This is a genomic window from Kribbella aluminosa (assembly GCF_017876295.1).
In the GTDB taxonomy this organism is placed as follows: domain Bacteria; phylum Actinomycetota; class Actinomycetes; order Propionibacteriales; family Kribbellaceae; genus Kribbella; species Kribbella aluminosa.
In genome coordinates, this window is record NZ_JAGINT010000001.1 from 867,446 (window position 1) to 881,278 (window position 13,833).

Consider the following 13,833-nt stretch of genomic DNA (forward strand, 5'->3'; position numbering starts at 1 on the left):
GCACCCGCATTACCGCGACGCAGCCCGCGGTGAGGTAGCCAACCCGCCAGTAGTGACAGATTGTGATCAAAACAAGGGCTTGACCTTGAGTTGACACTAGGCAACCAGAGATGAGGGCCGTAGCATCTTCCAGGCTGACCGGTCTGAAATCACGAGGGGGCGAGGGGTGACAGAGGTCAAAGTGCCTGACACCCACGACCGGGTCGAGCTCAGGGATCTTGCCGCGCTGGCCGGCGACGGGGACCGTACAGCTCTCAATGACCTGCTGACCAGGGTGCGCGCTGTGGCGCACCGTTACGTACGGTCCCGTCTGTGGACCTATCCGGGCGGCGCCGACATGGTCGACGACGTCGCTCAAGAGGTTTGTGTCGCGGTATTCGGCGCGCTGGGCCGGTACCGCGACGAGGGGAGGCCTTTCGAGGCTTTCGTCTACGGCATCGCCGCCCGCAAGGTCGCCGATGCCCAGCGCGCGTTCGCGGTCGCCGACGTTTCGACGCCGGACCTGCCGGACGGCGCGGACGAGTCACCGACGCCTGAGGAGCGTGCGGTCCGGCACTCGGAGATCCAGCATGCCATCGGCCTGCTGGACCGGTTGCCGGTGAAGCTGCGCGAGATCCTCCGTCTGCGCGTCGTTGCGGGGATGTCAGCCGAGGAGACCGGCCGGGCACTGGGAATGACACCGGGGGCGGTGAGGGTCGCACAGCATCGGGCGTTGATCGCGCTCAGGGGGTTTGTGGGGCATGAAACACAGCTGGAACGAGGAAGAGCAGGGGAGGGGCATCATGGCTGACCGGTTCAACCTGGACGCGATCGAGGCCGATGACGCGCTGCTCGATCTGCTTGCCGCTGGTGGGGAGACGGCCCGTGCCGCGGGTGCGGACGACCCGGCCGTCGCGCTGCTGGCCGAACTGCGGCTGGCCGTGGAGGTCGAGGACGAGCTCCCCGTGGAGACCATCGACGACCCGGAGAGCTTCCTGGCGCGTTGCGCCGCGCTGAACCCGATCACCGACCCGCTGGCCCGCAAGGTGGCCACCCGGGGTCTGGTGTTCGGTGTCGCCGCGGTGGCCGCGCTGTCGGTGTCCGGGGTGGCCGCGGCGGTCACCGGGGACCCGTTGTCGCCGTACGAGAAGGTCATCGAGAAGATGGTCGACGCGGTCCGCCCGCAGACCAGCTTCCCGAAGCAGGACCTGGACGGCCTGCCAGTAATGGACCGGCAGAAGATCGTCAAGGTCGGCAAGGACTTCCAGGCCAAGGTCAGGGTGGAGCACGCCGGCTCGAACGGGACCGGCGACAACTCCGGCAACGACACCCCGCAGGCGCGGGGCAACGTCACGCTTCCGCCGTTGCCGCTGGTGGAGAAGCCGATGGTGATTCCGCTGCCGCCTGAGCAGCAGAAGCCGCAGGACCTGGTCACCGACAACGGCGGCATCAAGACCACGCCGGAGCCGTCCGGGACCAAGACGACGACGCCGTCGGACACCAAGACCGACACGCCGACCAGCGAGCCGACCGGTACGCCGACGGACAAACCGACCGGTACGCCGACGGATCCGCCGTCGACACCGACCGACACCACCGGTACGCCGACGCCGACCCCGACGGACACCACCACCACGACGCCACCGGCGAACGTGGACAACGGGTCCACCGGCACCGGCGGCACGGGTACGACGGACCCGACCACCGCGCCGACCGGCGACTCCGGCACGGGTCAGCCCGCGGCCGGCGCGACGGACGGCACCGGCACGACCGGCGGGACCGGGACCAGCGGCGGCACCGGGACCACCACGCCGCCGGCCGGTGACACGAGCGGTACGGGCGGCACCGGCTCCACCGGGACAGGTTCGACCGGGACCGGGACGACCACCCCGGGTGACGGCGCGACGACAGTCCCGAACGTGCTCGGCGACGTGCTCGACATCACGCTCGGCGCCGTGCCCGTCGACGTACTGCCGACGCCGACCGGCCAGCCGCCCACGCTGGACAGCGCCCAGCAGTACTTCGGCCAGTCGGACGCGACCGCCAAGTCGGCGGCCGCCGGCAAGCCCGCGCCTGCGAAGACCGCGAAGGGCAGGGCGAAGGCCAAGTCGGCCGCCGGGACCAAGGCCGCGAAGCACTCCAGCGGCAAGGTCAGCACCGGCTCGGTCCGGAAGGCCTACGCCAAGGGCAAGCACTCCACCGGTGACTATCCCGAGGGCAAGCACGCCGCGATCGCCCAGACGCACGGCTCCACCGACGAGACCGTGCTGCTGACGATCCTCGGCATCGTGAACACGCCGCTGCTCGAGAACAAGTAACCGGCCGCTCGCCGACCGCCCGCCGCGAATCGTGGCGGGCGGTGGCCTGTGGACGGCGGATTCGGGGCTCTGTTGCGGCGCGGATAGGATGGGGTTCCGTTCTCGCCGTACAAAGGTGCACGTTTTCCCCATGGACATCACCCCCGCTGGAGTTCCCGACAAGTTCGCCGTCCTCGGCCTCACCTTCGACGACGTACTGCTGCAGCCGAACGAGTCCGACGTCATCCCGTCCGAGGCGATCACCCGGTCTCGGGTGAGCCGCAACGTCTGGGTGAACATCCCGCTGGTGTCGAGCGCGATGGACACCGTGACCGAGGCCCGGATGGCGATCGCCATGGCCCGGCAGGGCGGCCTCGGCGTCCTGCACCGCAACCTCTCGATCGAGGACCAGGCCCAGCAGGTCGATCTGGTCAAGCGCTCCGAGTCCGGGATGATCGCGCAGCCGATCACGATCGGCCCGGAGGCGAGCATCGGCGAGGCCGACGCGCTCTGTGCGCAGTACCGGATCTCCGGCGTCCCGGTGGTGGACGACGCCGGCGTCCTGGTCGGCATCGTCACCAACCGCGACATGCGCTTCGAGACCGACCTGTCCCGGCCGGTCCGCGAGGTGATGACCAGGCAGCCGCTGATCACCGGCAAGCAGGGCATCGCCGCGGACGACGCGATGGCGCTGCTCAGCAAGCACAAGGTGGAGAAGCTGCCGCTGGTCGACGAGGCCGGCAAGCTCACCGGCCTGATCACGCTCAAGGACTTCGTCAAGCGCGACAAGTTCCCGCTGTCCACCAAGGACGCCTCCGGCCGGCTGATGGTCGGCGCCGCGATCGGCTTCTTCGGCGAGGCGTACAAGCGCGCCATGACACTGGTCGAGGCCGGCGTCGACGTGCTGGTCGTGGACACCGCGCACGGGCACTCGAAGGCGCAGATCGAGATCATCCGCAAGCTCAAGGCCGACCCGGCGACCCGCGGCGTGGACGTCGTCGGCGGCAACGTCGGCACCCGGATGGGTGCCCAGGCGCTGGTCGACGCGGGCGCGGACGGTGTCAAGGTCGGCGTCGGACCGGGCTCGATCTGTACGACGCGCGTCGTGTCCGGTGTCGGCGTACCACAGGTGACCGCGATCTACGAGGCGTCGCTGGCCTGCAAGCCGGCCGGTGTCCCGGTGATCGGCGACGGCGGCCTGCAGTACTCGGGCGACATCGCGAAGGCCCTGGTCGCGGGCGCGGACACCGTCATGCTCGGCTCGCTGCTGGCCGGCTGCGAGGAGTCGCCCGGCGACCTGGTGTTCATCAACGGCAAGCAGTTCAAGGCGTACCGCGGGATGGGTTCGCTCGGCGCGATGTCGTCCGGCGGCCTCCGCAAGTCGTACTCGAAGGACCGCTACTTCCAGCACGACGGCTCCTCCGACGAGAAGCTGATCGCCGAGGGCGTCGAGGGCCAGGTGCCGTACCGCGGCCCGCTGTCCGCGGTCGCCCACCAGCTGATCGGCGGCCTCCGCCAGTCGATGTGGTACACCGGCGCCCGCACCGTCCCGGAGCTCCAGGACAACGGCCGCTTCGTCCGCATCACCTCCGCCGGCCTGCAGGAATCCCACCCCCACGACATCCAAATGACAGTCGAGGCCCCGAACTACTCCGGCCGCTGACCGCCCGACTGCCTGACCGAAGGAATCACCAGATGACCGAGATCGAGATCGGCCGTGCCAAGCGGGGGCGGCAGGCGTACGCGTTCGACGACATTGCGATCGTGCCGTCGCGGCGGACGCGGGATCCTGAGGAGGTTTCGGTCGCCTGGCAGATCGACGCGTACCGGTTCGAGCTGCCGATCCTGGCGGCGCCGATGGACTCGGTGATGTCGCCGCGGACCGCGATCGCGATCGGGAAGGCCGGCGGGCTCGGCGTCCTCAACCTCGAGGGGCTGTGGACGCGCTACGAGGACCCGTCGGACCTGCTCGCCGAGATCACCGAGCTGGACGCGCAGCAGGCGACGCACCGGCTGCAGGAGATCTACTCGGCGCCGATCAAGCCCGAGCTGATCTCGCAGCGCGTGCAGGAGATCCGCGCCTCGGGGGTGACCGTGGCGGGAGCGCTGTCGCCGCAGCGCACCAAGCAGTTCGCGAAGCATGTCGTGGACGCGGGCGTCGACCTGTTCGTCATCCGCGGTACGACGGTGTCCGCCGAGCACGTGTCCGGCCAGGCGGAGCCGCTGAACCTGAAGCAGTTCATCTACGATCTCGACGTCCCGGTGATCGTCGGTGGCTGCGCGACCCACCAGGCTGCGCTGCACCTGATGCGCACCGGTGCGGCCGGCGTGCTGGTCGGCTTCGGCGGCGGCGCCGCACACACGACCCGCAAGGTGCTCGGTGTCGCGGTGCCGATGGCGTCCGCGGTGGCCGACGTGGCGGCGGCGCGGCGGGACTACATGGACGAGTCCGGCGGGCGGTACGTGCACGTCATCGCGGACGGTTCGGTCGGGCGCTCCGGTGACGTGGCCAAGGCGATCGCCTGCGGGGCGGACGCGGTGATGGTTGGTTCGCCGCTGGCCCGCGCGAGCGACGCCCCCGGCGGCGGGTACCACTGGGGCGCCGAGGCCTGGCACCAGGACCTGCCCCGCGGCGAGCGGGTCGAGGTCGGCGTCACCGGCACGATGGAGCAGATCCTGTTCGGCCCGTCCTGGGTCCCGGACGGCACGATGAACCTGGTCGGCGCCCTCAAGCGCGCCATGGCCACCACGGGCTACACGGAGCTCAAGGAGTTCCAGCGAGTCGAGGTAGTCGTCGGTTGAGTGAGGGCGTACTGCTCCTGCACGGTTCGAGCGGTACGCCGGACCTTGAGCGTGCTCGCCTGCTCGAGGCCGAGGGGTACGACGTGGTCGTGCCGCAGTGGCCGGTGACGTACGAGGTGCCGCTGGAGTCGTTCCCGCTGGACGAGTTGGCGCACCACGATCGGCTGATCGTGATGGGCAGCTCGTGGGGTGCGGAGGCGGCGCTGCTGCTCGGTGCACTCGACGAGCGGGTCGAGTCGGTGATCGCGTTCGCCCCGAGCGCGTACGTCTGGGGCCGGAACGTGGCCGACGGCAGCCAACGGTCCGCATGGACGTGGCGGGGCGAGCCGCTGCCGTTCGTGCCGTTCGACCGGGACTGGCAGCCCGGCACCGACCCGCCGAGCTTCACCGGGCTGTACCGGCAGAGCCTGCGGGTTGCGACGGAGCAGATGCGGATCCCCGTGGAGCGGATCCGCGGCGAGGTCCTGCTGGTTGCCGGTGGCGACGACCAGGTGTGGCCCGCGGTCGAGTTCGCGGACGAGATCGTCCGGCGGCGCGGCGACCGCCCGACCCACGTCGTCACGGTCGCCGCGGCCGGGCATCGCGCCGTACTGCCGGGCGAGGAGCCGAAGACCGCCGGGCAGCGGATGGCACGCGGTGGGGTGGAGGCCGCGGACCGGGAACTCGGCGCACTGGCCTGGGCGGAGGTGCTGCGGGTGCTTGCCGGGAGCTGACGGGCCGGCCTGGGCGGACTGGGTGCTCGCCGCGAGGCGAGAAGTGCCCGCATGCTGGGCGACTTGCTGGTGGCGCTCGCGGTTTTGTGGGTTCTGGAAGGATTGCGGCATGGGATGGTTCAGCCGACGAAGCAGCCAGGACACGGACAACGTTGCCCTTGCCGTAGGGCGGGCGCGGCTGTCCCCGGACGATGTCGACCAGGTGCGGTTCCTGATCACCACGAAGAAGCTGGTGAACGCGGTCAAGCTGGTCCGTGAGCGGACCGGTCTCGGACTGGTGCACGCGAAGGAGCTGGTGGACGAGATCCGGCTCGGGCGGTACGTGCCGCCGACGACCGGGACCCCGGTGGTCCGCCGCCCGAACACCAACCTCGCCGAACGCGCCCGCGCCCTGAAGGCGGCCGGCGAACTCCACCAGGCGACCGCCCTGGTGGTCTCCGAGACCGGCATGACCGAAGCCGAAGCCGGCCTGTTCGTCGGCGTCCTCCGCGCCGAGCCCACCGACTAGGCCCTGTCTGGTAATCCAGACAGGACCTAACCCTTCACGTACGACGCCTTCTCCGCGACCCTGCCGTCCCGCAGGCGCAGTACGTCGACGCCGCGGACGTGCCCGCGGGCACCGGAAGGCTCGGCCCACGAGTACCGCCACCGGACCACGGCCCGATCGCCGAGCACCACGGTTTCCTCGGCGTCGAAGCGCGGCTCGGCGGTAACCGCGAACAGCTTGGCCCACTCCGCCCGTACGGCGTCCGCGCCCTCGAAGCGCCCGCCATCCGGGGCGGGTGACGTGGACTCGAACACGACGTCATCGGTGACGAGCGACATCACCGTGTCCAGGTCCCCCGCGCCGAACGCACTCCCGAACCGCTCGACCACGGACAGCGCCGGAGTCCACCGCGGATCGCGCCCAAAGGCCGCGAGCAACCTGTCGGCCGGATCGGTGAATCCCGCGAGATGCCCGCCGATCATCCCGCCGGACCGGTAGAGCTCCTCCCGATCGGCGAACCACGCCCCGACTTCCGCCACGAGCTCCGCGTCGAGCCGCGGCGGTACGCCGATCGCGACGGCGAGGTCCCACCCGTGGATCAGGTGATCCGCCGCGAGCTGCCGCAGGTACTCCCGCGGATCCTCGTCGCCGTACGACAGGTGCACCTTGTCGATCGACCAGGTCGCCGCGACCTCCGCCTCCCGGGCCGCGGCCGACGCCGCGGCGGCCGGATCCTCCCCGAGCAGATCGCCGTCGAGGCCGTCCCCGACCTCGGCGATCGTCTTGCCCGCCATCAGCGGCGGCGTCCAGCGCTCCTCGCCGACGACGTGGTTCACCAGCGCCCGGACGTCCCAGTCCGGGCACGGCGTCGGCGCCGGCCACCGATCGGCCGCCACCCCTGAGACCAGTTCCGCGAAGTTCGCGACCGCGCGGTTGTGCAACTCCACGACATCCATGTCCGTACCCCCAGCGTCAGCGTCCGCCGCGCGACACAGCGCGTCAAGCAGCGGGACCTGTCAACGGCCGAGCTGGAGTTGTTCCGCGGCCTCGTGGGCGTGGTGCGACGCGGCCACGTCACCGGTCGCGGCGAGCAGGTTGCCGTGGTGCCGGTAGCAGGCGCCGGCCAGGTCCTTCATCGTCTCGTTGTCGTCGGCGTACGGGATCAGCGCGGTCGCGACCTCCGCGCACCAGCCGCCGAGGTCGAGCGCGATCTCGGTCCGGCCGGCCTGGAAGTACGCCTCGGAGATGTCCAGCAGCAGCTGCGCCCAGATCGGTACGTACGTCGCGGTCTGGAACCGCATCCGGTGGGACTCGCGCTCCGACGAGACCGCGAACAGGTAGTGCGCTTCCAGACCGAGCGTCAGCGCGGCGTCCCCGTCCTGCGTCAGCAACGGCTGCACGAGCTCGGCGAGCTCGGTCGCGCGGAGCGCCGCCGACTCCGGGTCCGTCCGGCCCGACACGGTCGCCAGCGTCATCCCGGGCGCGGGCTCGCTCAGCGCCACCAGCCGGTGGTACTGCTCGAACGGCCCGAGTTTGAGCTCCGCGTTCTCCAGCGCGGCAACCAGCGTCAACGGCAGCCCGCGGTCGAGCTCCTCGACCACCCGGGTCGCCGTCTCGGGGTCGGTGTCGTACGCCGTCCGCAGGCACGCCTCACCCTCCAGGCGGCCGACGCTGCCGAGGTGCTTGCCCTTGCGAACCAGGGCCGCGACCAGGGTGCGCATGTCCGTCGTCGACTCCGAGTCGGCGAGCGTGTCGGCCGTGGTCAGCCCGATCTCGTCCGCCTCGAGCGCGAGATCCATCCGCCCCTCGGCGGCGTGGACATCGGCGGACACGGCGGTCGCCGTACACAGGTAGCGGGCGTACGACAGCGACTGCGGGCTCTCGTTGATCTGGTCCGCGAGCTGCAGGAACAGCTGCGTCGCGGCGTCCGCGGACGCGACCGCCAGCGCGGGGTCGCCGTACCGTCGCAGGATCAGCGCGTTCATCGCCAGTACGCGGGCGAAGTCCGGCTGATGCTTCAGCCCGTCCTCGCCGCCGACCAGCCGGCCGTACGCGATCACCGCCCCGTCGATCTCCAGTACGGCGGTTGCTCCGTGACCGCGGTGCGCCTGCGTCATCGCGCGCCGGGCGCGGACGTCCGCGAGGAAGCAGGTGGCGTCGAGGACGCCCGCGTCCTGGAGCTCGGTGTACCCGAGTTGCGCCTCGTGCAGCGCGGTCAGTGCCTCCTCGTGCCGGCCGGAGGCGTTGAGCGAGCCGGCCAGCTCGTACTGCGTCGCGGCCATCAGGTGCTTGGCCTCGTAGTGGTTCGGGCGCGCCTCGGCGCGTTCCCTCGCCAGCTCGATGACCCGCTGCTGGTACGGTCCGGCCTCGTCGGCCCGGCCTTCCTCGATCAGCACCTGGGCTGTCTGCAGCGCCTCACTGAGCTCGTCCTCAGGAGGCGTCCAGAGCCCCCCGCTGTCCACCATCTGTACGTTCCACCCCTTCACCGGTTTCAGCGGATCAGCTTAACCATTCTCTGATACTGACAGTCCCTATTACCGACAGGTAGCCTTCAGTTATGAGTGAGCAGACGTCGATTCCAGCAGATCCGGAGCTCGATCCGACCGCGTCGTACGCGACCGACCAGTCGGTCATCCGCCGGTTGTCCGGGCTGCTGCGCGCGACGGCCGGCACCAGGACGTCGTACGCGCCCGCGACCGGGCAGCCGATCGCGGACCTGCCGGTGTCGAGTGCGGACGACGTGGTGGCCGCGGTCCGGGTCGCGCGGAAGACCCAGCAGACCTGGCGCCGGGTGCCGCTCGCCGAGCGCGCCGCGATCCTGCTGCGGTACCACGACCTGGTCCTCGACCACCGGCACGAGCTGGTCGACCTGATCATCCGCGAGTCCGGCAAGGCCCGGAAGCAGGCGTTCGAGGAGCTCGCGCACGTCGCGCTGACCGCGCGGTACTACGGCCGCAAGGCGTTCGAGCTGCTCGAGCCGCAGCGCAAGCTCGGGATCTTCCCGGTGCTCACCCGCGCCGAGGAACGGTTCGTCCCGAAGGGCGTCGTCGGCATCATCTCGCCGTGGAACTACCCGCTGACGATGGCGATCTCCGACGGCCTGCCGGCGATCCTGGCCGGCAACACGATCGTCCACAAACCGGACAGCCAGACCCCGCTGACCGCGCTGCGCGGCATCGAGCTGCTGTACGAGGCCGGCCTGCCGCGCGAGGCCTGGCTCGCGGTGAACGGCGACGGCCCGACCGTCGGCGGCGCGCTGATCCAGAACGCCGACTACATCTGCTTCACCGGCTCGACCAAGACGGGCCGGCTGGTCGCGCAGCAGTGCGGTGAGCGGCTGATCGGCTGCAGCCTCGAGCTCGGCGGCAAGAACCCGATGCTGGTACTGCGGGACGCCGACATCAACCGCGCCGCCGAGGGCGCCGTCCGCGCGTGCTTCGCGAACGCCGGCCAGCTCTGCGTCTCGATGGAACGCCTGTACGTCGCCGACCAGGTGTACGACGCGTTCGTGACCGCGTTCGTCGACCGGGTGAAGAACCTCAAGCTCTCGGCCGGCACCGGCTGGGACGTCGACATGGGCTCGCTGATCTCGAAGGCGCAGCTCGAGACCGTCACCCGGCACGTCGAGGACGCCCGCTCCCGAGGGGCGACCGTGCTGGCCGGCGGGAAGCCGCGCCCCGACATCGGCTCGCTGTTCTACGAGCCGACCGTGCTGTCCGGGGTGACGCCCGCGATGGAGTGCTTCGACAACGAGACCTTCGGGCCGGTCGTCTCGATCTACCGGTTCTCCGACGAGTCCGAGGCGATCCAGCGCGCGAACGAGGGCGAGTACGGCCTGAACGCGAGCGTCTGGACCCGGGACGGCCGCCGCGGCCGCGCGGTCGCCGCGCAGCTGATGGCCGGCACCGTGAACGTCAACGAGGGGTACGGCGCGACGTTCGGCTCGATCGACACCCCGATGGGCGGCATGCGCTCCTCCGGCCTCGGCCGCAGGCAGGGCGTCGAGGGCATCCGCCGGTACGTCGAACCGCAGTCGATCGCCACCCAGCGGCTGATCCCGATCGCGGCGTCGCACGGGATCTCCGACGAGAAGTTCGCCGAGCTGATGACCGGCGCACTCCGGGTCCTCAAGAAGATCGGCCGACCGTGAGTTGCGACTACGACGTGCTGATCATCGGATCGGGGTTCGGCGGGTCGGTGTCGGCGTTGCGGCTGACCGAGAAGGGCTACACGGTCGGCGTGCTGGAGGCGGGCGCCCGGTTCGACGACGCGTCGTACGCGAAGAACTCGTGGGACACCAAGCGGTTCCTGTTCGCCCCTCGGCTGGGGATGTACGGCATCCAGCGGATCAGCGCGCTGCGGGACGTGATCATCCTGTCCGGCGCGGGCGTCGGCGGCGGCAGCCTGGTGTACGCGAACACGCTGTACGAGCCGCTGCCCGCGTTCTACACCGACCGCGCGTGGTCGCACATCACCGACTGGAAGGCCGAGCTCGCGCCGTACTACGACCAGGCGAAGCGGATGCTCGGCGTCACGACGTACCCCGGCTTCACGCCCGCCGACAAGGTGATGAAGCAGGTCGCCGAGGACATGGGCGTGGGGGAGACGTTCCACCCGACGCCGGTCGGCGTGTTCTTCGGCGAGCCCGGCGTCGAGGTCGACGATCCGTACTTCGGCGGCGCCGGACCGCGGCGTAGCGGCTGTATCGACTGCGGCGAGTGCATGACCGGCTGCCGGCACAACGCGAAGAACACGCTCACGAAGAACTACCTGTACCTGGCCGAGAAGGCCGGCGCGGAGGTCTACTCGCTGACCACCGTCACGTCGGTCGAGCCGCTCCCGGGCGGCGGGTACGCCGTGGACACCCGCCGTACGTCGAACAAGAAGTCCACGCGCCGGTTCACCGCTCAGCAGGTGGTGTTCGCCGCGTCGGCGCTCGGTACGGCGAAGCTCCTGCACCGGCTGCGCGACGAGGGCAAGCTGCCGCGGTTGTCGGACCGGCTCGGCGTGCTGACCCGGACCAACTCCGAATCGTTGCTCGGGGCAATCTCTCGGGAGACCGGCGTCGACTACACCCGGGGCGTGGCGATCACGTCCTCGTTCCACCCGGACGACATCACGCACATCGAGCCGGTCCGGTACGGGAAGGGCAGCAACGCGATGTCGTTGCTGCAGACCGTGCTGACCGACGGCGACGGCGACAAGCCGCGCTGGCGGACCTGGCTGCGCGAGCTCGGGATCCAGCGGAAGAACATCCGCCGGCTGTACGACCTGAAGCACTGGTCGGAGCGGACCGTGATCGCGCTGGTGATGCAGACCGCGGACAACTCGATCACGACGTACGGCAGGCGCGACCGCCTGGGCCGCTGGAAGCTGACCTCCAAGCAGGGCCACGGTGCGCCGAACCCGTCCTGGATCCCGGTCGCGAACGAGGTCGTCCGGCGGATGGCCAAGCTGATGAACGGGACCCCGGGCGGCACGATCGGCGAGCCGTTCAACGTCCCGATGACCGCGCACTTCATCGGCGGCTGCGCGATCGGGGACTCGGCGGCTTCCGGTGTGGTGGACCCGTACCACCGCGTCTACGGGTACGACGGCCTGCACATCGTGGACGGCTCGACGATCTCCGCGAATCTCGGCGTGAACCCGTCGCTGACGATCACCGCCCAGGCCGAGCGGGCGCTGTCGTTCTGGCCGAACAAGGGCGCTGACGACCCGCGCCCGGTGGTCGGCACGGAGTACCGGCGGATCCAGCCGGTGAAGCCCGAGCATCCCGTCGTACCGGACGATGCTCCGGGGGCGTTGCGGCTGCCGATCTTTCCGAAGCAGTCTGTGACGGAGCCGTAACAGAAGGTCGTTGTTCGAGGCAAATGAAAAAGCCTCAGCAGTAAGTTGCTGAGGCTTTCTTAAATGCTCCAGAAAAGGGAGCAGGTCCCTCGGGAACGTTTCCGCCCAAATCGTTTCCCGAGGGACCCACTCAAGCCGGGGTGAGGCGCCCGGCGCTTTGGGATCGGATCGCCAGCCATAGCTGGCGACCCGAGCTCTTGGTTACTACCTTACCTCCGATTTCCGCGAGCTCCAGGCCTTGTGACCACTCTGCGTGCTGACTGTAATGATCAGCTTCAGTTGCTCTTGGTAACCGGGTGGCGGTCTTCCTTGCGGTAACCGCCTCTGCACACATCAACGAGCCCATCTACGGGGGGTTACGAGGTTCCACAGAAAAATCCAGAAACTTTCCGGAGAAGTGCGGAGAGTGGCGATGAGGCACTCCGGCCGGAGGTGTTCCACGTGACGCCCACCGCAGTATCGGAGTCCCCCTCTGACCTACTGTGAAGCCCGACCGTTCTGATGAGGCAGGAGAACTATGAGCGACATCCTGGACGTGGCACGTGAGCAGGTTCTGGGGCAGGGCGCTGGGCTGAGCCAGGAGCAATTGGTCGAGGTGCTCGGCCTGCCCGACGAGCGGCTGCCGGAACTGCTCGCGCTGGCGCACGACGTCCGGGTGAAATGGTGCGGCGAGGAGGTCGAGGTCGAGGGGATCATCTCGCTGAAGACCGGCGGCTGCCCCGAGGACTGCCACTTCTGCTCGCAGTCCGGCCAGTTCACCTCGCCGGTGCGCGCGGTCTGGCTGAACATCCCGGAGCTGGTCGAGGCCGCCAAGGAGACCGCGAAGACCGGGGCCACCGAGTTCTGCATCGTGGCCGCGGTCCGCGGGCCGGACGAGCGGCTGATGTCCCAGGTGAAGGCCGGCATCGACGCGATCAACGCCGAGGTCGAGATCAACATCGCCTGCTCGCTCGGCATGCTCACCCAGGCGCAGGTCGACGAGCTGAAGTCGTGGGGCGTGCACCGCTACAACCACAACCTCGAGTCGGCCCGGTCGTACTTCGGCGACGTCGTCACCACGCACTCTTTCGAGGAGCGCTGGGAGACCTGCCTGATGGTGCGCGAGTCCGGGATGGAGCTGTGCTGCGGCGGCCTGGTCGGGATGGGCGAGTCGCTGGAGCAACGCGCCGAGCTGGCCGCGCAGCTCGCCGAGCTGGACCCGCACGAGGTCCCGCTGAACTTCCTCAACCCGCGCCCGGGTACGCCGTTCGCCGACCTGGACGTGATGGACGGCAAGGACGCGCTGCGGACGATCGCGGCGTTCCGGCTGGCGATGCCGCGGACCGTCCTTCGGTACGCCGGCGGCCGCGAGCTGACCCTCGGCGACCTGGGCACCCGGGACGGCCTGCTCGGCGGCATCAACGCGGTGATCGTCGGCAACTACCTGACCACGCTCGGCCGCCCGGCGACCGCCGACCTCGACCTCCTCGCCGAGCTGAAGATGCCGGTCAAGGAACTCCAGAAGTCGCTGTGACGTACTGCGGCAGATGCGGCCAGACCCTGACCGAGGGCAACCACGCGTCCTGCGCCCAGGCACTCGCGCTGGAGCCCCCGCGGTACTGCGCGGAATGCCGGCGCCGGATGATCGTCCAGGTCCACCCCATGGGCTGGACCGCCCGCTGCTCGGTGCACGGCGTACTGACGGCAGGGTGAACGGGGGCGGGGCCAG

Annotated in this window: 12 protein-coding genes; 10 read left to right on the top strand and 2 right to left on the bottom strand. The window is 69.9% G+C overall.

What is annotated here, in order from left to right; all coding sequences use genetic code 11:
• Positions 1-166: 166 nt before the first annotated feature.
• From shbA to JOF29_RS04320, 6 genes are all read left to right on the top strand, one after another.
• Positions 167-790, top strand: coding sequence for an RNA polymerase sigma factor ShbA (gene shbA, locus JOF29_RS04295; RefSeq protein WP_209692924.1), 624 nt, complete (start codon positions 167-169; stop codon positions 788-790).
• A complete protein-coding gene (locus JOF29_RS04300; RefSeq protein ID WP_209692926.1) occupies positions 783-2,297 on the top strand; it encodes a hypothetical protein in 1,515 nt (504 codons plus the stop codon). The genes shbA and JOF29_RS04300 overlap by 8 nt, the downstream gene beginning before the upstream one ends.
• 130 nt (positions 2,298-2,427) lie before the next feature.
• A complete protein-coding gene (guaB, locus tag JOF29_RS04305) occupies positions 2,428-3,939 on the top strand; it encodes an IMP dehydrogenase (RefSeq protein ID WP_209692928.1) in 1,512 nt (503 codons plus the stop codon).
• A gap of 32 nt (positions 3,940-3,971) precedes the next feature.
• Positions 3,972-5,078: a GuaB3 family IMP dehydrogenase-related protein gene (locus JOF29_RS04310; RefSeq protein WP_209692930.1), complete on the top strand. Its 1,107-nt coding sequence runs from the start codon at positions 3,972-3,974 to the stop codon at positions 5,076-5,078.
• Positions 5,075-5,791, top strand: a complete 717-nt coding sequence (locus tag JOF29_RS04315; RefSeq protein ID WP_209692932.1) for an acyl-CoA thioester hydrolase/BAAT C-terminal domain-containing protein — start codon at positions 5,075-5,077, stop codon at positions 5,789-5,791. Before JOF29_RS04310 ends, JOF29_RS04315 begins: the two co-directional genes overlap by 4 nt.
• Before the next feature lie 109 nt (positions 5,792-5,900).
• Positions 5,901-6,299 (top strand): hypothetical protein, encoded by a 399-nt coding sequence (locus tag JOF29_RS04320; RefSeq protein WP_209692934.1) that lies wholly within the window; start codon positions 5,901-5,903, stop codon positions 6,297-6,299.
• Positions 6,300-6,325: 26 nt separating this feature from the next.
• Here JOF29_RS04320 and JOF29_RS04325 read toward each other — a convergent pair whose 3' ends face one another.
• Both JOF29_RS04325 and JOF29_RS04330 read right to left on the bottom strand, forming a co-directional pair.
• Positions 6,326-7,234 (bottom strand): TIGR03086 family metal-binding protein, encoded by a 909-nt coding sequence (locus tag JOF29_RS04325; protein WP_209692935.1) that lies wholly within the window; start codon positions 7,232-7,234, stop codon positions 6,326-6,328.
• A gap of 60 nt (positions 7,235-7,294) precedes the next feature.
• Positions 7,295-8,743, bottom strand: coding sequence for a hypothetical protein (locus JOF29_RS04330; protein WP_209692937.1), 1,449 nt, complete (start codon positions 8,741-8,743; stop codon positions 7,295-7,297).
• Between the two features lie 92 nt (positions 8,744-8,835).
• Here JOF29_RS04330 and JOF29_RS04335 point away from each other — a divergent pair, with 92 nt between their 5' ends.
• From JOF29_RS04335 to bsaP, 4 genes are all read left to right on the top strand, one after another.
• A complete protein-coding gene (locus JOF29_RS04335; RefSeq protein WP_209692939.1) occupies positions 8,836-10,428 on the top strand; it encodes a succinic semialdehyde dehydrogenase in 1,593 nt (530 codons plus the stop codon).
• The gene (locus JOF29_RS04340; RefSeq protein WP_209692940.1) at positions 10,425-12,125 is read left to right on the top strand and encodes a GMC oxidoreductase; all 1,701 of its coding nucleotides are present in this window, start codon (positions 10,425-10,427) and stop codon (positions 12,123-12,125) included. Before JOF29_RS04335 ends, JOF29_RS04340 begins: the two co-directional genes overlap by 4 nt.
• A 517-nt stretch (positions 12,126-12,642) precedes the next feature.
• Complete coding sequence (bioB, locus tag JOF29_RS04345; protein ID WP_209692942.1) at positions 12,643-13,638, top strand: biotin synthase BioB; 996 nt, start codon at positions 12,643-12,645, stop codon at positions 13,636-13,638.
• Positions 13,635-13,817, top strand: coding sequence for a biotin synthase auxiliary protein BsaP (gene bsaP / locus JOF29_RS04350; protein WP_209692944.1), 183 nt, complete (start codon positions 13,635-13,637; stop codon positions 13,815-13,817). The genes bioB and bsaP overlap by 4 nt, the downstream gene beginning before the upstream one ends.
• Positions 13,818-13,833: the final 16 nt, after the last annotated feature.

Bases quoted from the DNA above. Each gene is read 5' to 3' on its own strand.
- JOF29_RS04300 (WP_209692926.1), top strand. From the start codon at position 783: ATGGCTGACCGGTTCAACCTGGACGCGATCGAGGCCGATGACGCGCTG.
- guaB (WP_209692928.1), top strand. From the start codon at position 2,428: ATGGACATCACCCCCGCTGGAGTTCCCGACAAGTTCGCCGTCCTCGGC.
- JOF29_RS04310 (WP_209692930.1), top strand. From the start codon at position 3,972: ATGACCGAGATCGAGATCGGCCGTGCCAAGCGGGGGCGGCAGGCGTAC.
- JOF29_RS04320 (WP_209692934.1), top strand. From the start codon at position 5,901: ATGGGATGGTTCAGCCGACGAAGCAGCCAGGACACGGACAACGTTGCC.
- JOF29_RS04325 (WP_209692935.1), bottom strand. From the start codon at position 7,234: ATGGATGTCGTGGAGTTGCACAACCGCGCGGTCGCGAACTTCGCGGAA.
- JOF29_RS04330 (WP_209692937.1), bottom strand. From the start codon at position 8,743: ATGGTGGACAGCGGGGGGCTCTGGACGCCTCCTGAGGACGAGCTCAGT.
- JOF29_RS04335 (WP_209692939.1), top strand. From the start codon at position 8,836: ATGAGTGAGCAGACGTCGATTCCAGCAGATCCGGAGCTCGATCCGACC.
- bioB (WP_209692942.1), top strand. From the start codon at position 12,643: ATGAGCGACATCCTGGACGTGGCACGTGAGCAGGTTCTGGGGCAGGGC.